Source organism: Pseudomonas sp. A6, from assembly GCF_052367875.1.
In the GTDB taxonomy this organism is placed as follows: domain Bacteria; phylum Pseudomonadota; class Gammaproteobacteria; order Pseudomonadales; family Pseudomonadaceae; genus Pseudomonas; species Pseudomonas citronellolis.
The window spans coordinates 4,185,483-4,201,743 of sequence record NZ_CP198970.1 but is presented as its reverse complement, the minus strand read 5'-3'; the positions used below and the strand labels follow the sequence as shown (position 1 = coordinate 4,201,743).

The window sequence follows — 16,261 nt, the reverse complement described above, 5'->3', positions numbered from 1 at the left end:
CAGTGCCGCGGCGGCGCCGTGTCCGGTTCGCTGGAAAGCTGGTCGAGCCACTGGCCGAGCTCCTCGGCCAGGTTGCGGGATGCCTTGCTGAACCACATCGGCCGTTCCTCCTTGGTCTGCGAGCGACGCGTTGCCTACACACTGCAAAAGCCACTCCAGAAAGCGCCTCAGGCGCGCACGCGGCTCTTCTGCGGGTCGTAGGCCACGGTGCCGGCGGCCACCTGCGCGCGGATGCGCTTCTGCTGGCCGTCGAGCTTGCCGACCTCCACCGCCGTGCCCGGCTCGCAGTAGCCCACGTCCAGGCGGCACAGGGCGATGTTCCTGCCCAGCAGCGGCGAGCGGGTGGCGCTGGTGACGACGCCGACCTGGGCGCGGCCGACGTGCACGCAGTCGCCGTGCGCGGCCGGCTCGTTGCCTTCCAGTTCCAGCCCCACCAGGCGGCGTTGCGGGTTGGCGCTGCGCCTTAGCAGGGCATCCTTGCCGATGAAGTCGGCCTGCTTGCTCTTCAGCGGCACGCAGAAGCCGATGCCGGCCTCGAAGGGGTCGGTCTGGTCGTCGAACTCGTAGCCGGCGAACACCAGCCCGGCCTCGATGCGCAGCATGTCCAGCGCGTGCAGGCCCAGGGGCACCAGGCCCAGGGGTTCGCCCAGCTGCCACAGGCGCTGCCACACGGCCATGGCGTCGCTCGGGTGGCACCACAGCTCGTAGCCCAGCTCGCCGGTGTAGCCGGTGCGCGAGACCATCAGCGGCGCGCCGTTGTAGTCGTCGAGGCGGCCAGTGAGGAAGCGGAACCAGCCCAGGTCCTCCAGCTGCGGCTGGGTGCCCGGCGTCCAGACCATGCCCTTGAGCAGTTCGCGGGCCAGCGGGCCCTGCACGGCGATGTTGTGGATCTGCTCGGAGGCGCTCTTGACCCACACCTTCATGCCCAGCTTCTGCGCCTGTTCGCGCAGCCAGTCGCCGGCGTAGTCCTCGCCGCCGATCCAGCGGAAGGCGTCCGGCCCCAGGCGCAGCAGGGTGCCGTCGTCGAGCATGCCGCCGTGTTCGTAGCACATGGCCGAGTACACCACCTGGCCGACCGCCAGCTTGCGCACGTCGCGGGTCAGGCAGTAGTCCAGCAGGGCCTCGGCGTCCGGGCCCAGCACCTCGAACTTGCGCAGGGCGGAGAGGTCCATCACCGCCACTTTCTCGCGGCAGCCGTGGTATTCCTCGATGGCGCCGTAGCCGTCGAAATGCGTCGGCGTCCAGAAGCCGCGGTAGTCGACGAACTGCCGGGTGAGGGCGGCGGTGCCGGGGTGGAAGCCGCTTTCGCGGGTCAGTTGCGGGTCGGCGTCGGGCGTCTTGCGGTTGGCCATGGCGATACTGAAACGCTCCTTTTCGCTGTACACGCGGACGTGGATGTCGGTGGGCTGCCAGCCGTTGGCCGGGTCGATGTCGTCGGGGCAGGAGCTGCTGGCGCAGACCAGGTCGGTGAGGGCGCGCAGCAGCACGTAGTCGCCGGGGCGCGACCAGGGTTCGTCGAGGGTCAGCTGCTGGTGCGCGTCGACCCCGGTGTTGAAGAAGAAGTTGATCGCCGGCCAGCCGGCGCGGCCGCGCACGCCATGGCTGGCGAGGGCGCGGCTGAGGTTGTCGCTGCAGTTGGCGTGGCCGAAGTAGCCCTGGGCCTCGTAGTAGCGCGCGGTGCAGGCCAGGGCGAAGGTGTCGTGGCGGCCTACGGTGTCGCGCACCACTTCCAGCATCGGCTGCAGGTCGCGGTCGTAGAAGCGGCTGTACAGGCCCGGGCCGGGGTAGGCGTTGCCGTTGAGGGTGCGGGTGACGGTGGGGTCGAGGTCGATCTCGCAGCCTGCCTCCAGGCCGCGGCGGTCGAAGGCGACGAAGTCCGAGCACTGGCGGCCGGCGACGTCGAGCACCTGGATGTACTGCCCGGCGGCGACCGTGTAGGCGTTGGCCGTGCCGGGGCGGATAGTGAATTCGTCCAGCACCTCGCCCAGCGGCGCCGGCAGCGGCGGGGCGAGCAGCTGGCGCGGGTTGGCGCGGTGCACCAGCAGGCGCAGCTCGCTGGCCCGCGCCTGGCTGTCTACCGGCGTGGGGCCGCCGGGCGCGGCGACTATCACCAGCAGCGCCGCGCCGGCGTCGAGAGTGCGGCTGAAGCCGGCCGGCGTGCCGCCTTCCCACAGCCGCGCGGCGCTCGGCAGGTGGCGGCAGTCGATGCCGCGCCGGGCCAGGCCGGCGCTGACGTGGGCGGCCTCGCGGCTGCCGTCGTGCAGCAGGTGGTGGATGAAGTCGGCGCAGGGGCTGGGGGCCAGGCCGAGGTCGGCCAGGGCCGGGCGGCCATCGGCGGCGAAGGCCAGCAGCTCGGCGCCCTGGTCGCCTTCCAGGTCGATGGCCTGCAGCCGGTCGCCGGCTTCCAGGGCCAGCACGGTCAGGCCGCCGGGGGCGACGCGGTGGCGCTCCAGCGCCGGGGCGCGGGCGAACAGGGCCGGCTCGAAGGGCCGGCTCGTCACGGGCAGGTTCATTCTCGTGCTCCACGCAAGGCGGGGCGGCGGGGCCGCCCCGGGAGAAGGCTCAGAGGGCTTTCCTGAGCCGGTCCACCGGCTGGTCGGCCAGGTAGGCCTCCAGCGAATCGTCCAGGGCCTGCAGCCAGGGCGTGTGGTGCGGCGTGGCGAGGGTGCCGGTGATTAGCGAGCGGTGGCACTTGTCGCGGTAGCCCATGATGTTTTCGTACTTGTCCTGCTTCCATTGCAGGAAGGTGTTGTTCACCTCGGCGATGTCGAAGCTGGGGTAGTCGGTGGCCTCGATCAGCTGGCGGATGTACTCGCCCTGGAACTCGAACATCTGCCGGGCGTTCTCCAGGGTTTCCTCCTCCTGGCGCCAGGCCAGGTCCTCGGCGCGCATCAGCGCCGGGCTCGGCAGGGCGATGCGCCCGAGGATCACGTCGCGGGCGTACCAGGCCTGGGCGTCGAACATGTTGAAGCTGTACCACTGGTCCTGCATGCCGAGGTAGACCAGCCGCGGGTTCTGCTCCCAGAACACGCCCTTGTAGAGGTTCAGCGGCCACAGGCGGTTGTCGGTCTTCAGCCGCAGTTCCTCGGGCAGGAAGGGGAAGTGGTGCTTGTAGCCGGTGCACAGGATGATGGCGTCGACGCGCTTGCTGCTGCCGTCGGCGAAGAAGGCGGTGCTGCCCTTGACCTGGGTGAGCAGCGGTTTCTCTTCCCAGTTCTCCGGCCACTTGTAGCCCATGGGCGCGCTGCGGTAGCAGCTGGTGATGCTGCGCGCGCCGTACTTGAAGCACTGCGAGCCGATGTCCTCGGCCGAGTAGCTGCCGCCGACGATGAGCACGTCCTTGCCCTGGAATTCCAGGGCGTCGCGGAAGTCGTGGGCGTGCAGCACGCGCCCGGCGAAGCTCTCGAAGCCGTCGAAGTAGGGCACGTTGGGCGTGGAGAAGTGGCCGCTGGCGACCACCACGTAGTCGAAGGTCTCGCTGTAGGTGCGGTCGTCGTCGTAGCTGTGGGCGGTGACCTCGAAGGTGCCGCCGGCCTCGTCCCAGGTGACGTTGCGCACCGTGGTGTTGAAGCGGATGTAGGGGCGCACGCCGGCCTTGACCACGCGGCCCTTGATGTAGTCCCAGAGCACCTCGCGCGGCGGGTAGGAGCCCATGGGCCGGCCGAAGTGCTCGTCGAAGCTGTAGTCGGCGAACTCCAGGCATTCCTTCGGCCCGTTGGACCAGAGGTAGCGGTACATGCTGCCGTGCACCGGCTCGCCGTGCTCGTCCAGGCCGGTGCGCCAGGTGTAGTTCCACATGCCGCCCCAGTCGGCCTGCTTCTCGAAGCAGACCAGTTCGGGGATGTCGGCGCCCTTGTCGCGAGCCGACTGGAAGGCCCGCAGCTGGGCCAGGCCGCTGGGGCCGGCGCCGATGATGGCGACTCTTTGCTTCATGTCCGGTGCTCCACGTTCGTAGTTGTCAGGAGAAGATCACGGTCTTGTCGCGGTTGATGAACACGCGGTGTTGCAGGTGGTACTTGAGCGCCCGCGACAGGGCCACGGTCTCGGTGTCGCGGCCGATGGCGACCAGCGCCTCGGGGCTGTAGGCGTGGTCCACGCGCTGCACTTCCTGCTCGATGATCGGGCCCTCGTCGAGGTCGCTGGTGACGTAGTGCGCGGTGGCGCCGATCAGCTTCACGCCACGCTCGTAGGCCTGGTGGTAGGGCTTGGCGCCCTTGAAGCCGGGGAGGAACGAGTGGTGGATGTTGATGGCCTTGCCGGAGAGCTGTTTGCAGAGGTCGTCGGAGAGGATCTGCATGTAGCGGGCGAGCACCACCAGTTCGGTGCCGGTCTCGGCGACTATCTTCAGCAGCTCGGCTTCCTGCTGGGCCTTGGTGTCTTTCGTGACCGGCAGGTAGATGAAGCGAATGCCTTCGCGCTCGGCCATGGGGCGCAGGTCGAGGTGGTTGGAGACGATGGCGGTGATCTGCATCTCCAGCTCACCCTTGGCGTGGCGGTACAGCAGGTCCGCCAGGCAATGGTCGAACTTGCTGACCATCAGCAGCACGCGCATCGGCTGCTGGCCGTCGAACAGCTGCCAGTGCATGTCGAAGGGCACGGCGACGTCCTCGAAGCCGTCGCGCAGGGCCTGGATGTCGCCCTTGGCGTCGGCGTCGAAGCGGAACACGGCGCGCATGAAGAAGCGCCCGGTGATCTCGTCGTCGAACTGCGACAGCTCGCTGATGTAGCACTGCCGCCCGGCCAGGTAGGTGCTGACGGCGGCGACTATCCCGGAGCGCGCCGGGCAGTCGATGGTGAGGATGTAGTGGGTGTCCATGTTCGGTCTCGCAGCGGGGTGGAAGGCCGCCCGGCGCGCCGGGCGGGCAGGGCTCAGCCCTTGGCGGTGCGCTTCTTCTTCTCGGGGTCGTCGAAGGGCAGGGTGTGGGCGATGGCGCTGGTCTGCAGGCTGCCGCGCACCTGCAGCGGCACGCCCTGTTCGGCGCAGTCGGTGCTCAGCCGGGCGATGGCCATGGAACGGCCGGTCAGCCGCGAGTACATGGCGCAGGTGATCAGCCCCACTTCCTGCCCGGCATGCCACAGGGTGTCGCCGGCCTGGGCGGCCTGCTCGCCGTCGAGCAGCACGCCGAAGATGCGGAAGCGCTCCTGGCCCTTGAGCCGGTAGTGCTCGCCGGCGCCGCGGAAGTCCTGCTTGCCGGGCGACACGGTGAAGTCCAGGCCCAGCTCCCAGAGGCTGTCGCCGGCCTTCTCGTCGGCGAAGGGGTACATCTGCGAGTTGTCGTAGGGGTAGAACAGCAGGTAGCTCTCCACCCGCAGCCAGTCCAGGGCGGTGAAGGCGCAGGGGATGATGCCCAGGTCCTCGCCCTGTTCGAGGATGCCGTCCCAGATGGCCGGGGCGTCGGCGGCCTTGCAGAAGATCTCGTAGCCGCGCTCGCCGGTGTAGCCGGTGCGCGAGATCATCACCGGATGCCCGAACAGCTTGCCCTGCAGGTGGTGGAAGTAGGGCAGCTCGCGGATGCCCGGCACGTGCCTGGCGAGGAAGTCCACCGCCAGCGGGCCCTGCAGCGACAGGTCGTGCAGGTCGTCGTCGAACAGCACCGCCACCTGCCGGCCCTGGGCCGAGCGAATGAGCATCTCGTGGCCGACGCCGGCGCCGTGCACCACCATGAAGGCGTTGGGGCCGGTGCGGTAGACGATGCAGTCGTCGGCGAACTTGCCGTCCTCGTCGAGCATGCAGGCGTACACCGACTTGCCCGGGTAGAGCTTGGAGATGTCGCGGGTGGTGGCCCAGTCCAGCAGGCTCTCGGCGTGGGGGCCGACGTAGTGCACCTTCTTCAGCCCGGACACGTCCATCAGCCCTGCGCGGGTGCGGATCGCCTCGTGGTGGTCGGCGAGGTCGCTGGCGTAGGTCCAGGCGGTGCCCATGCCGTTCCAGTCCTCGAGTTTGGAGCCAAGCGCCAGGTGGCGTTCACGCAGGGCGCTGATGCGCCAGGAATTGGCCATGGGGTAATCCTCTTGTAGTGGGTGGCGGTTCTTCAGGCTTGCGGATCGAACGGCCGCAGCCAGTCGAGCAGGGCGCCGCGGTAGCGGCTCAGGCCCTTGTAGTCGGCGATGGGCTCGGGCAGGTCGCGCAGCACGCGGTACAGGCGCCGGGCCCAGTGCGGCTGGGTGGCCAGCTCGTTCATGCTGATCAGGTAGGTGCGGATGCTGAACATCAGCGCGTAGCTGCGCGGCAGGCGCGCCATCACCTGCAGCTCCACGCGCAGGTGCACCAGCTCACCGGCGTTCTGCGCGGTGACTGTGCCGCGGTCGGCGCCCCACTCGTGGTAGGTCTCCGGCGAGGTGTCCAGGCGCGGGTTGATGGTCATGGTCCAGTTCAGCCGGCGCATCGGCTGGCCCACCTGCAGGTTCAGCAGGTACTTCAGGGCGCGGTCGAACACGCCCATCTGGTGCGCCATGGGCACCGGCGAGTGCCATTGCTTGAAGCTCATGCCGGCGTCGAAGGCCAGCGACCAGTCGGCCGGGCCGGTGACCATGCCGGCGTCCATGAACAGGTCGCCGTCGCGCTGGTCGAGCAGGGCGAAGTCGCCCTGCACCTGGCGGGTGATGTATTCCAGCGGCTCGCAGGGCAGGCTGCTGGCGTCGCCGTAGGTGAAGCGCTGGTGGATGCCCAGCACCAGGTTGCGCCACTCCCACTGCGCGCCCTCGCGGTGCAGTTGGAAGTACTGCGGGTAGTCGCTGGAAAGGCGCTCCATCAGCAGCGCCAGGGCGTCCCAGGCGGCCGGCTGCATGTGCGGCATCACCAGGCAGCGCGTCGGGTCGCGCTGCAGCACCAGGGCGCGCTCGGCCACCTCGGAGCGGTAGTGCTCGTCGATGTCGAACAGGTGCTCGAACACCGAACCCGGCTCGCGCGGCACGGCCGGCTCGATGTTCACCGAGTACTGGTACTGGTCTTCCGGGAAGGGGAACGGGAAGCGGCGGATGGCCTCCGCGCTGTTGGCGAAGCTGAAGGCCTCGCGGTAGCGCTCCACCGGCTTGAGGGTCGTGGGCATCGTAGTTCTCCTAGAGGTCGAGCAGGATCGGGCCGCAGCCGCGGGATACGCAGGGCATCAGGCTGCCGGCGCGTTCGCCGGCGTCGAGGACGTGGTCGCGGTGCTCCACCTCGCCCTTGAGGTAGCGTGTCTGGCACTGCCCGCAGACCCCGCCGCGGCACAGGCTGGGCACTTCCACGCCGGCGCCTTCCAGGGCTTCGAGCAGGCTCTGCTCGGCGCCCACTTCCAGCTGGCGGCCGCTGCGCGCCAGCTCCACGCGGAACGGCTGGCCCGGTTCGGGCGCGGCGAAGGCTTCCCAGTGCACCCGCGAGTCGCTCCAGCCCAGCGCCGCGGCCTGCTCGCGCAGGGCCAGCAGCAGGCGCTGCGGGCCGCAGGCGTAGACGTGGCTGCCCAGCGGGCGGTGGCGCAGCAACTGGTTGAGGTCCAGCGCGCGCTGGGCGCCGTCGTATTCGTGCAGGCGCTCGCCGAGCAGGTCGCGCAGTTCGCCCAGGTAGGCGTCGCTGATCCCGCTGCGGTAGGCGTAATGCAGTTCGAACTCCGCGCCGCGGCGCAGCAGCTCGCGGCAGTGGGCGAGGAAGGGCGTGATGCCGATGCCGCCGGCCACCAGGATGTGCCGGCGCGCCTCGCCGTGCAGGGAGAACAGGTTGGCCGGGGCGCCGACGCGCAGCTGGTCGCCGACCTGCAGTTGCTCGTGCAGGTAGCGCGAGCCGCCGCGGGACTTTTCCTGGCGGCGCACGGCGATGCGGTAGTGGCTGGCGTCGGCCGGGTCGCCGAGCAGCGAGTAGGCGTTGCGCAGGCCGTTGGGCAGGCACAGCTGCACGTGGCTGCCGGCGGAGAAGCCGGGCAGCGCGCCGTCCACGGCCTCGAAGGTGAATTCGCGGATCACCGGGGTGAGGGCGCGCACGGCGCTTACCCGGACGTCGAAGAAGGCGCTCATGGGCGGGCCTCCGCATAGGGTTGGTCGGCGTCGGCGCACACGCCCAGGTAGGCGCCCAGGCGCTGGGAGAAATGCCGCCGCACTTCCAGGCGCACGCCGCACTGGCGGCAGTCGTGGTGGTCGGCGGCGCCGGCGCTCTGCAAGGTGCCGCAGTGCACGCAGTACAGCGTGCGGGCGGCCCCGCCCTGGCGCAGCAGGTGGATTTCGTCGGGGCGCAGGCCGGCCTGGCGGGCCAGGGCATGCAGCGGCCAGAGGAAGGCCTCGTCGCCCCACAGCAGCAGCTGCAGGCCGACGCTGGCGTTGGCCAGGCGTTCCTGCAGGGCGCGCTGGGCGTTCTGCGCGTCGGTGGCCAGCAGTTCCAGTTCGCCGGCGGCCAGCCCGAGGCGGGCGGCCAGGGCGCGGGCCTGGTCGGCGTCGGCCTGTTGCATCACCAGCAGCGCCTGGCCGCCGGCCAGGCGCGGCGGGGCGTCGTAGCGGGGCAGGCTGGGCAGCGGCGGGGCGCTGGCGCAGAGAGCGGTATCGGTCATGGCTTCCTCGCTGGGTGGGTCGCCGCCGTGCCCGATCCTGAGGCGCGGGGCCTTGTGTTGGTGCGCATCCGGGCGCTGGCGGCGGCGAACTTTCGTGTTTCGCGTTGGGGAAAATATTTTCCTGTTGCGAATAACCGCTCAATCCGCAGGAGGTGATATCTCCAAAGGGGTAAGGGCCACGGGGAGGCCCCGCCGAGGGCATGAAAGTTGCTGCCGCTAGCGCAATTGCGAACGAGGGCTGGGCATGGGCGCACGGCGTGCGGGGTGGCTGGATCGCTGGCGGCAACGATGGCTCGCAGGGGCCGTCGCGGCCGCGCCACGGCGCGCCGAGGCCGAACTGCTGCGCGGGTTGCTGGAGGAGCCGGGCAGCTGGGCGCCGCTGGCGCGCCTGCTCGCCGACCTGGCGGCGGCCCATCCCGCCGCGGCGCCCTGCCTGCTGCTGGACGAGCCCGGCCTGGCGGAGCCGCTGCGGCGCCCGGCGGCCTTCTGCGCCGAGCCCGACTGCCCATTGCGCGACCTGCCGGCCTTGCGCGCCGGCCCGTGCCGGCCCTGCCGGGCGCGTGGCGAGCCGCGCCAGCTGTGGCCGCTGGAGCAGGGCGGCCATGCCGCGCTGGCGCTGCAGGACGCCACTGGCCGCCAGCACCGGGCGCTGCTGGCCTGGCTGCCGCTGCTGGCCGCCAGCGCCCACGGCATCGCCCGCCAGCGCGCGCGGCTGCGCCTGGAGCGCCACGGCCAGGACACCCTGCTGGCCCGCGAACTGCACGACTCGGTGGCCCAGCAGCTGGGCTTCCTGGCCTTCCAGGCGAACCGCCTGCAGGGCCAGTTGCAGCGCCCGCAGCAGGCCGCGCCGCTGCTGGAGGAACTGCGCCACGGCCTGCAGGCGGTGCAGCGCCAGGTCCGCGAGCTGATCGGCAATGCCCGGCTGAGCCTGGACGGGCGCAGCCTGCGCCAGTCGCTGCTGGATTCGGTGGAGGAATTCGGCCGGCGCAGCACCATCGTCTTCGAACTGGACAACCGCCTGCCCGACGGCCTGCTCGACGACGAGCAGGCCCTGCAGGTGTTGCAGATCGTCCGCGAGGCGCTGGCCAACATCGTCCGCCACTCCCACGCGCGCACCGCGCGCATCGACCTGCGCCTGGCCCGGGGCGAGCTGCGGGTGACGGTCGAGGACGACGGCGTCGGCCTGCAGGCCTGCGGCGAGACCGGCCACTTCGGCCTGTCGATCATGCGCGAGCGGGCCCTGGCCATCGGCGCCGGCCTGAGCGTGAAGACCATCCCGCCACGGGGCACGCGGGTCGCGTTGCGGCTGCCCGGCGTGGCCCTCAACCCGGAGGAGAAAGCCGATGCACAGCGCCACCTTGCTGCTGATCGATGACCACCCGCTGTTCCGCCGCGGCCTGGCCGAGCTGCTCAGCGAAAGCGGCGAGTTCACCGTGGTCGGCCAGGCCTCCAGCGGCCGCGAGGGCATCAGCCTGGCCTGCCAGCTGAGCCCGGAGCTGATCCTGCTGGACCTGCACATGCCCGGCCTGGGGGGCCTGCAGGTGCTCGACGAGCTGCGCCAGCTGGAGCTGGACAGCCAGGTGATAGTGCTCACTGCCTCGGCCGACCGCGCCGAGCTGGCCGCCGCCCTGCGCCTGGGCGCCGAGGGCTACCTGCTCAAGGACACCGAGCCCGAGGCGCTGCTGGACTACGTGCGCGGTTGCGGCCGTGGCTCGGTGCAGCTGGACGGCAGCCTGGTGGCGCTGCTCGCCGAGCCCGGTCCCGCCGCGCCGCCGGACGAGCTCACCGCCCGCGAGGGCCAGACCCTGGCGCTGATCGCCCAGGGCCTGAGCAACAAGCGCATCGCCCGCGAGCTGGGCATCAGCGACGGCACCGTGAAAATCTACGTGAAGAACCTGCTGCGCAAGTTCCACCTGGGCTCGCGCCTGGAACTGGCCGCCTGGGTCCACCGCGGCGGCGGCCCGCACTGAGGAGGACGGCACATGGCAACCCCCTTCGCCGATGGCCGCGACGACGGCGACCGCTACCCGGTGGCGCTGCTGCGCCTGGACGGCCGCGGCCGCATCCGCCGGGCCAACCGCGCCTGGCGCCTGTTGATGGGCGACAGCGGCCTGGGCGAGGAACTGGCCGCCTGCCTGCACCAGGAGGACCTGCCCGGCTGGCGCGCGGTGCTGCGCCAGGCCCGGCAGGGCGACGGCGCGCGGCAGTGCCTGCGCTTCATCGATGCCCACGGGCGCCTGCGCTGGTTCGACGTGCAGCTCGACGGCGACGCCGAGACGCTCTACCTGTCGCTCAGCGACGCCACCAGCCAGCGCCGCCAGGACGCCCGCCTGGAGGCCAGCCGGCGCGGCGCCGCCAGCCTGCTCGACGGCCTGCCCGGGCTGATCTACCGCGGGCGCAACAACCGCCAGTGGACCATGGAATTCGTCAGCGCCGGCTGCCTGCAGCTCACCGGCTACCCGGCGCACTACCTCACCGACACCTACGAACACAGCTACAGCACGCTGATCCTCGAGGAATACGCCGAATACGTTTGGGCCGGCGTGCAGCAGGCCCTGCTGCGCCGCGAGCCCTACGAGCTGACCTACCGCATCCGCTGCGCCGACGGGCGGATCAAGAACGTCTGGGAGAAGGGCGTGGGCATCTATGCCGACACTGGCGAGGTGCTCGGCATCGAGGGGGCCATCTTCGAGGTGGGAGCACCGCCGCCGACGTGACGATTTCGCCTGCCGCGGGCCCGTACCTGGTCGATACTCAAGCGGTCATGCCGGCGGCCGCCGGCGCGCGAGAGGACGAATGCGATGAGCGAAGACAAGCCTGTGGCGGCGGACGACGCCAGCGCCCTGATCAGCGCGCGGATCGCCGAGCTGGGCGACTGGCGCGGCGAGATGCTGGCGCGGGTGCGGGCGCTGGTGCGCGAGGCCGAGCCGGAGGTGGTCGAGCAGTGGAAGTGGCGGGGCGTGCCGGTGTGGTCGCGGGGCGGCATCCTCTGCACCGGCGAGACCTACAAGCAGGTGGTGAAGTTGACCTTCGCCAGGGGCGCGACGCTGGAGGACCCGGCGGGGTTGTTCAATGCCAGCCTCGAAGGTACGACGCGGCGGGCCATCGATATCCATGAGGGCGACGCGCTGGACGAGGCGGCGTTTCGCGCGCTGATCCGCGCGGCCGTGGCGGCGAACCTGGCGAGGCGCCGCGGCTAGCGGCGCGTCAGTGAGTCTTGAGGCCGGCGGCGGCCATGGCCAGGCGGATCGCCTCGGCGGCCAGCAGCACGCTGCCGACGCCGCCCAGCCACAGGGTGAGCAGCCACAGCAGTTGCTTGCGCAGGGGCTGGCTCGGCTGCTGCGGCGCGGGGTTCGGGATAGGGCTCATGTGGGCTCCGTGGCTGGGTTTCAGTGGCTCATTCGGCCGGGCTTTCGCCGGCGAGGATGGTGCGCGCCTCGGCGAAGCATTTCTCCGCCAGGGCCGAGCGCGGCTCGGTGCGCCGCTGCAGCAGGCCGATGGGGCTGTGGATGCTGGCGCCGGCGATGGGGGTGATGCGCAGGTGCTCGCTGAGGGTTTCCAGGCCGCAGTTCAGCGGCATGATGGCGCAGCACATGCCTTCGCCGATGGCCTGGATCAGTTGGAAGGTGGAGTCGCTCTCCAGCACCGGCAGCGGGTCCATGCCGCGGCTGCGGAAGCTCAGGTCGACGGACTGGCGGTAGTGCATGCCCTTGCTCAGCAGCCCCAGGGGCAGGTCGTTGAGCTTGTCCCACTTGAGCTCGCCGTCCTCGAACTGGAAGTGCCGCACGTCGTGCAGCAGGCCCATGGTGGTGGTGGCCAGTTCCAGCACTTCGAAGTAGGTGGTGTTGACCTGGTCGAGGTAGCAGATGCCCAGGTCCAGCTGGTTGCGGCTGAGGCCGTCGATGATCTGCTCCGAGCTCATCGACGATAGCTGGAACTGCAGCTCCGGGTAGCGCTGGGACAGCGGCTTGAGCACCTGCATCGGGTTGAAGCTGGACAGCGGCACCAGGCCCAGGCGCAGGCTGCCCACCAGTTGCCCGCGGCAGCTGGCGGCCTCGGCCTGCAGGCCGTCGTAGGCGGCCAGCAGGGTGCGGGCCCAGGCCAGGATGCGCTCGCCGGCCTCGGTGAAGCCCTCGAAGCGCTGGCCGCGGGTCACCAGCACCAGGTCCAGCTCGTCTTCGAGATTGCGCAGGCGCATGGACAGCGTGGGCTGGGTGATGTGGCAGAGCGCGGCAGCCTGCCCGAAGTGGCGGGTCTGGTCCAGGGCGATGAGGAACTTGAGCTGCTTGATGTCCATGGGAGCTGCCTGTCGGGTAGTGGGGGCCAAGGCCTGGCCGGCGTCATTTATCAGTATGTAGCCGAACGTGCGGCGCGGCGCCGTCGGTCTTGTCGTGGGAACGCGGATGAGCGGCACGTTACCGGGCGCGGCGGGCGGCGTCCAATCGTTGCTGCCGACCGCCCGATAGGCCGGCCTTATCGCGCCGCGAAAGGTCGCCGGCGCCGATAGAGGGCGTCGATCACCCGGTCTGCCATATCGATTGGACGGGGTAGGGGTTTGTCTCTAGCGTGGCTGCGAGTTCAATTTCGCGGAGACAAGGGCGTGAGCGTCAAACCCAATGCGGAATTCGTTCCGCTGAATATTGCCGTGCTGACCGTCAGCGATACCCGGACCTTCGACAACGACACGTCCGGCGAACTGCTGGCCGGCCGCAGCGTGGAGATCGGCCACCGCCTGGCGGCCCGCGTGCTGCTCAAGGACGACCTCTACAAGATCCGCGCCCAGGTCGCCGCCTGGATCGCCGACGACGACGTCCAGGTGGTGCTGGTGACCGGCGGCACCGGCTTCACCGCCCGCGACAGCACCCCCGAGGCGGTCGCCTGCCTGCTGGACAAGCAGGTCGAGGGCTTCGGCGAGCTGTTCCGCGCCCTGTCGATCCTCGACATCGGCACCTCCACCGTGCAGACCCGCGCCCTGGCCGGCCTGGCCAACGGCACCCTGGTGTGCTGCCTGCCGGGCTCCACCAATGCTTGCCGCACCGCCTGGGAAGGCATCCTCGCCGAACAGCTCGACGCCCGCCACCGCCCCTGCAACTTCGTCGCCCACCTCAAGCCCGGCCAGCGCTGCGAATCGCGGCAGTGAGCCCTCGTCGCCCGGCGCACTCTGCGCCGGGCGCCGCCGTCTTCAGCTGAGGATGCAGTCCACCGGCTCCAGCGGCCGCGGCAGCGCGCGCTCGCCGAGGGCGCCGAGGATGTCGCGCTCGATGACGCGGACCACGGCGTCCAGGGGCAGGTCGTTCTCGTCGCGGCCGAAGGGGTCTTCCAGCTCGTTGCCGATGGCGTCCAGGCCGAAGAAGGTGTAGCTGACGATGGTGGTGAACAGCGGCGCCATCCAGCCCAGCGGCTCGGCCATGGCGAAGGGCAGCAGGATGCAGAAGATGTAGATGGTGCGGTGCAGCAGCAGGGTGTAGGGGAAGGGCAGCGGCGTGCTCTTGATCCGCTCGCACACCGCCTGCGCCTCGCTGAGCCCGACCAGGCGCTGCTCCAGGGTGACGTAGCGCCACTCGCCCAGGGCGTTGCGCCGGGCCTGCGCCGAGCAGGCCGCGCCGATCTGCTGGAGGATGCCGTCGCTGACGTTGTGCAGCGCCACCGGCGCATCGGCCGCCAGCCAGGGCCGCGCCGCCTGCAGTTCGTCCTCGTTGCGCAGCCGCGCGTTGAGCGCGTGGGCATAGCCGCAGAGCGCCCGCAGCAGGCGTTCGCGCAGGGCGGCGTCGGTGATGGCGACGCTTTCGCGGATGAACGAGCGCATCTCGACGACCACCTGGCCCCAGGCCTTGCGGCCCTCCCACCAGCGATCGTAGCAGGCGTTGTTGCGGAAGCTCATGAAGATCGACAGCGACAGCCCCAGCAGGGTGAAGGGCGTGGCGCTGACCCGCGCGAAGAGTGCCGGATGGCGGCTTTCGACCAGCACGATCAGCGAGGCCAGCAGGGTGACCAGCAGGCTGCGCCAGGCGATGCGTTTGGCGATGGAGCCCTTGAGCGTGAACAGCACGCTGAACACGTTGGGCTGGGGGTGAACGATCATGGTGCTTCCGTGGACAGGGGGCGGTCGGCCGCCGGGTTCATGCAGCGTCGCCGGCCGCGCGGCGGTGGCGTTCGCCTTCGCGCCCGGGCATGGCCGGTCGAGGGCTTGCGGCGTATTCGGAGGAACTGTCTTCACAGCCTTGCGCCGAGGCTAGAGAGACGCCCCGGGAGCGTCAAATCGCTTTTGGTTACCAGCCGATAAGTGTGCTCTATCGGCCTCTTGCGACCAGGCTCCGGGCGCTTTGCCACGGGCTTTTCAGGACGATGGCCGACAGGGGTGGCGTGGTCGGAAGTTCCGCGGATGACGGCGTTCTTTCAATTGCAGCGGGCCCTGGAAAGTTCGCCTGGAATAACGTTTAGCGAACTATCCCGGCGGGACTTTCCCGGCCCGGGAACTGGCAGCGGCGGCTAGTCGCCGGCCAGGCACACGCGGTCGCGGCCCTGTTGCTTGGCCTGGTAGAGCAGGCGGTCGCAGCGGTCGAGCAGCTCGCCCGCTTCGGCGGCGCCGTCGGACAGCCCGCCGCCCAGGCTGATGGTCAGGTGGCAGAGGCGGTCGGGGCGCTTCAGGTGCTCGATGTCCAGTTCCGCCACGCGCTCGCGCAGGCGCTCGGCGACCTGGCGCAGCTCCGTCGGGCTGGCCACCTGGAGGAGGATGACGAACTCCTCGCCGCCGTAGCGGAACACCTGGGCCTGGCCGCTGCGCAGGGTATCGGCCATGCAGGTCGCCACCTCGCACAGGCAGCGGTCGCCGGCGGGGTGGCCGTAGTGGTCGTTGTAGGGCTTGAAGTAGTCGATGTCGGCCAGCAGCAGGGCGAAGGGCCGGCCGTGGCTGCGCATCTGCCGCCAGTTCTGCTCCAGGTGCAGGTCGAAGGCGCGGCGGTTGCCCACGCCGGTCAGCGCGTCGGTGGCGGCCAGGGTCTGCAGGCGCTGGTTCAGCGCGGCCAGCTCGGCGCGCTGGCGCTGGCCCTCCAGGTCGGCGAGGAAGGCCCGGCGCACGCCGTTGATGTTGGTCCAGCTGATGAACAGGCTGAACACCAGCACCGGCAGGTAGACCAGGGTGAACACCAGCAGCGCCTTGGGCTCGCCGGCATGGATCAGCGCCACGTTGCCGAGGATCACCGCCGAGATCGCCAGGGAGCAGGCCAGGATGCCGGCGAAGGAATAGCGCACGCCGAGGTTGCCGAGGACGATGAACACCACCGAGGCGTAGAGGAAGGTGGGCACCTCCGGCGAGGCGCTGCGCTTGAGCAGTTCGAACCAGGCGATGGCCGAGACGATGTCGTGCAGCGGCATCAGCAGGTCCATCAGCAGCACGCTGCGGCTGTGGCGGAACACCAGGTAGATGTTCAGCAGGCCGACCAGGCTGAGCAGCCCGCGCAGCACCAGCGACTGCATCGCCATGTCCGGGATCAGCACGGCATCGGCGAAGACGTAGGCGTCGTAGGCCGCCATGGCGATGAAGTTGATCGCCAGCAGGAAGCCGCGGTAGTGCTGCAGCACGTAGGCGCGCAGGGCCGGCTGCAGGTGCGCGGGGATGTGCCGCTCGCTGCTGGCCGTGGGGTGCTCGGGTAAGCTCATGACGCCTGCCTGTGGCCGGTCCATCGGGGTGTCGCGCGCCGGTCCACGCCCGACACGCTACTGCTGGATTGTGTCGGCAGGATGTAGGC

Annotated in this window: 16 protein-coding genes; 5 read left to right on the top strand and 11 right to left on the bottom strand. The window is 70.3% G+C overall.

The genetic code is table 11. From position 1 onward, the window contains the following. Nucleotides 1–167: 167 nt before the first annotated feature. Genes ACTWJ5_RS18435 through ACTWJ5_RS18405 form a run of 7 tightly spaced genes read right to left on the bottom strand, consistent with a single transcriptional unit; the run spans nucleotide 168 to nucleotide 8,513 of the window. Nucleotides 168–2,513 carry a DUF1989 domain-containing protein gene (locus tag ACTWJ5_RS18435; protein ID WP_444436273.1) on the bottom strand — a complete coding sequence of 782 codons (2,346 nt, stop codon included), beginning with the start codon at nucleotides 2,511–2,513 and terminating at the stop codon, nucleotides 168–170. Nucleotides 2,514–2,562: 49 nt separating this feature from the next. Next, nucleotides 2,563–3,933, bottom strand: a complete 1,371-nt coding sequence (locus ACTWJ5_RS18430) for a flavin-containing monooxygenase (RefSeq protein ID WP_261748562.1) — start codon at nucleotides 3,931–3,933, stop codon at nucleotides 2,563–2,565. Nucleotides 3,934–3,958: 25 nt separating this feature from the next. Further along, nucleotides 3,959–4,816: a formyltetrahydrofolate deformylase gene (gene purU, locus ACTWJ5_RS18425; RefSeq protein WP_444436272.1), complete on the bottom strand. Its 858-nt coding sequence runs from the start codon at nucleotides 4,814–4,816 to the stop codon at nucleotides 3,959–3,961. Between the two features lie 53 nt (nucleotides 4,817–4,869). Beyond that, on the bottom strand, nucleotides 4,870–6,000 hold the full coding sequence (locus ACTWJ5_RS18420; RefSeq protein WP_074978510.1) for an aminomethyltransferase family protein: 1,131 nt from the start codon (nucleotides 5,998–6,000) through the stop codon (nucleotides 4,870–4,872). 32 nt (nucleotides 6,001–6,032) lie between these two features. Continuing rightward, nucleotides 6,033–7,049 carry a heme-dependent oxidative N-demethylase family protein gene (locus ACTWJ5_RS18415; RefSeq protein ID WP_444436271.1) on the bottom strand — a complete coding sequence of 339 codons (1,017 nt, stop codon included), beginning with the start codon at nucleotides 7,047–7,049 and terminating at the stop codon, nucleotides 6,033–6,035. A 10-nt stretch (nucleotides 7,050–7,059) separates the two neighbouring features. Then, nucleotides 7,060–7,986, bottom strand: coding sequence for a PDR/VanB family oxidoreductase (locus ACTWJ5_RS18410; protein WP_444436270.1), 927 nt, complete (start codon nucleotides 7,984–7,986; stop codon nucleotides 7,060–7,062). Next, nucleotides 7,983–8,513: a dimethylamine monooxygenase subunit DmmA family protein gene (locus ACTWJ5_RS18405; protein WP_253392748.1), complete on the bottom strand. Its 531-nt coding sequence runs from the start codon at nucleotides 8,511–8,513 to the stop codon at nucleotides 7,983–7,985. Before ACTWJ5_RS18405 ends, ACTWJ5_RS18410 begins: the two co-directional genes overlap by 4 nt. A 244-nt stretch (nucleotides 8,514–8,757) precedes the next feature. On the opposite strand from ACTWJ5_RS18405, the gene ACTWJ5_RS18400 reads away from it, so the two are divergent. The 4 genes from ACTWJ5_RS18400 to ACTWJ5_RS18385 all read left to right on the top strand — a co-directional run bounded on the left by ACTWJ5_RS18400 (nucleotide 8,758) and on the right by ACTWJ5_RS18385 (nucleotide 11,713). Further along, nucleotides 8,758–9,888, top strand: a complete 1,131-nt coding sequence (locus tag ACTWJ5_RS18400) for a sensor histidine kinase (protein WP_444436269.1) — start codon at nucleotides 8,758–8,760, stop codon at nucleotides 9,886–9,888. Then, on the top strand, nucleotides 9,857–10,483 hold the full coding sequence (locus ACTWJ5_RS18395) for a response regulator (protein WP_009622532.1): 627 nt from the start codon (nucleotides 9,857–9,859) through the stop codon (nucleotides 10,481–10,483). Before ACTWJ5_RS18400 ends, ACTWJ5_RS18395 begins: the two co-directional genes overlap by 32 nt. A 12-nt stretch (nucleotides 10,484–10,495) precedes the next feature. Further along, entirely contained in the window at nucleotides 10,496–11,230 is a 735-nt protein-coding gene (locus ACTWJ5_RS18390) for a PAS domain-containing protein (protein WP_009622530.1), read from the top strand. A gap of 84 nt (nucleotides 11,231–11,314) precedes the next feature. Next, nucleotides 11,315–11,713 (top strand): DUF1801 domain-containing protein, encoded by a 399-nt coding sequence (locus ACTWJ5_RS18385; RefSeq protein ID WP_444436268.1) that lies wholly within the window; start codon nucleotides 11,315–11,317, stop codon nucleotides 11,711–11,713. Nucleotides 11,714–11,720: 7 nt separating this feature from the next. Here ACTWJ5_RS18385 and ACTWJ5_RS18380 read toward each other — a convergent pair whose 3' ends face one another. Together ACTWJ5_RS18380 and ACTWJ5_RS18375 are read right to left on the bottom strand one after the other, a co-directional pair. Further along, complete coding sequence (locus ACTWJ5_RS18380; protein ID WP_009622514.1) at nucleotides 11,721–11,882, bottom strand: DUF2474 family protein; 162 nt, start codon at nucleotides 11,880–11,882, stop codon at nucleotides 11,721–11,723. A gap of 28 nt (nucleotides 11,883–11,910) precedes the next feature. Continuing rightward, nucleotides 11,911–12,810, bottom strand: coding sequence for a LysR family transcriptional regulator (locus ACTWJ5_RS18375; RefSeq protein WP_009622512.1), 900 nt, complete (start codon nucleotides 12,808–12,810; stop codon nucleotides 11,911–11,913). Between the two features lie 303 nt (nucleotides 12,811–13,113). Here ACTWJ5_RS18375 and moaB point away from each other — a divergent pair, with 303 nt between their 5' ends. Then, nucleotides 13,114–13,653: a molybdenum cofactor biosynthesis protein B gene (gene moaB / locus ACTWJ5_RS18370; protein WP_444436267.1), complete on the top strand. Its 540-nt coding sequence runs from the start codon at nucleotides 13,114–13,116 to the stop codon at nucleotides 13,651–13,653. A gap of 42 nt (nucleotides 13,654–13,695) precedes the next feature. Here the strand turns inward: moaB and ACTWJ5_RS18365 are convergent, their stop codons facing one another. Together ACTWJ5_RS18365 and ACTWJ5_RS18360 are read right to left on the bottom strand one after the other, a co-directional pair. After that, entirely contained in the window at nucleotides 13,696–14,595 is a 900-nt protein-coding gene (locus ACTWJ5_RS18365; RefSeq protein ID WP_043271761.1) for a bestrophin family protein, read from the bottom strand. A 407-nt stretch (nucleotides 14,596–15,002) separates the two neighbouring features. Then, nucleotides 15,003–16,172 (bottom strand): diguanylate cyclase domain-containing protein, encoded by a 1,170-nt coding sequence (locus ACTWJ5_RS18360; protein ID WP_444436266.1) that lies wholly within the window; start codon nucleotides 16,170–16,172, stop codon nucleotides 15,003–15,005. Nucleotides 16,173–16,261 lie beyond the last annotated feature (89 nt).

Bases quoted from the DNA above. Each gene is read 5' to 3' on its own strand.
- ACTWJ5_RS18435 (WP_444436273.1), bottom strand. From the start codon at position 2,513: ATGAACCTGCCCGTGACGAGCCGGCCCTTCGAGCCGGCCCTGTTCGCC.
- ACTWJ5_RS18430 (WP_261748562.1), bottom strand. From the start codon at position 3,933: ATGAAGCAAAGAGTCGCCATCATCGGCGCCGGCCCCAGCGGCCTGGCC.
- purU (WP_444436272.1), bottom strand. From the start codon at position 4,816: ATGGACACCCACTACATCCTCACCATCGACTGCCCGGCGCGCTCCGGG.
- ACTWJ5_RS18420 (WP_074978510.1), bottom strand. From the start codon at position 6,000: ATGGCCAATTCCTGGCGCATCAGCGCCCTGCGTGAACGCCACCTGGCG.
- ACTWJ5_RS18415 (WP_444436271.1), bottom strand. From the start codon at position 7,049: ATGCCCACGACCCTCAAGCCGGTGGAGCGCTACCGCGAGGCCTTCAGC.
- ACTWJ5_RS18410 (WP_444436270.1), bottom strand. From the start codon at position 7,986: ATGAGCGCCTTCTTCGACGTCCGGGTAAGCGCCGTGCGCGCCCTCACC.
- ACTWJ5_RS18405 (WP_253392748.1), bottom strand. From the start codon at position 8,513: ATGACCGATACCGCTCTCTGCGCCAGCGCCCCGCCGCTGCCCAGCCTG.
- ACTWJ5_RS18400 (WP_444436269.1), top strand. From the start codon at position 8,758: ATGGGCGCACGGCGTGCGGGGTGGCTGGATCGCTGGCGGCAACGATGG.
- ACTWJ5_RS18395 (WP_009622532.1), top strand. From the start codon at position 9,857: ATGCACAGCGCCACCTTGCTGCTGATCGATGACCACCCGCTGTTCCGC.
- ACTWJ5_RS18390 (WP_009622530.1), top strand. From the start codon at position 10,496: ATGGCAACCCCCTTCGCCGATGGCCGCGACGACGGCGACCGCTACCCG.
- ACTWJ5_RS18385 (WP_444436268.1), top strand. From the start codon at position 11,315: ATGAGCGAAGACAAGCCTGTGGCGGCGGACGACGCCAGCGCCCTGATC.
- ACTWJ5_RS18380 (WP_009622514.1), bottom strand. From the start codon at position 11,882: ATGAGCCCTATCCCGAACCCCGCGCCGCAGCAGCCGAGCCAGCCCCTG.
- ACTWJ5_RS18375 (WP_009622512.1), bottom strand. From the start codon at position 12,810: ATGGACATCAAGCAGCTCAAGTTCCTCATCGCCCTGGACCAGACCCGC.
- ACTWJ5_RS18365 (WP_043271761.1), bottom strand. From the start codon at position 14,595: ATGATCGTTCACCCCCAGCCCAACGTGTTCAGCGTGCTGTTCACGCTC.
- ACTWJ5_RS18360 (WP_444436266.1), bottom strand. From the start codon at position 16,172: ATGAGCTTACCCGAGCACCCCACGGCCAGCAGCGAGCGGCACATCCCC.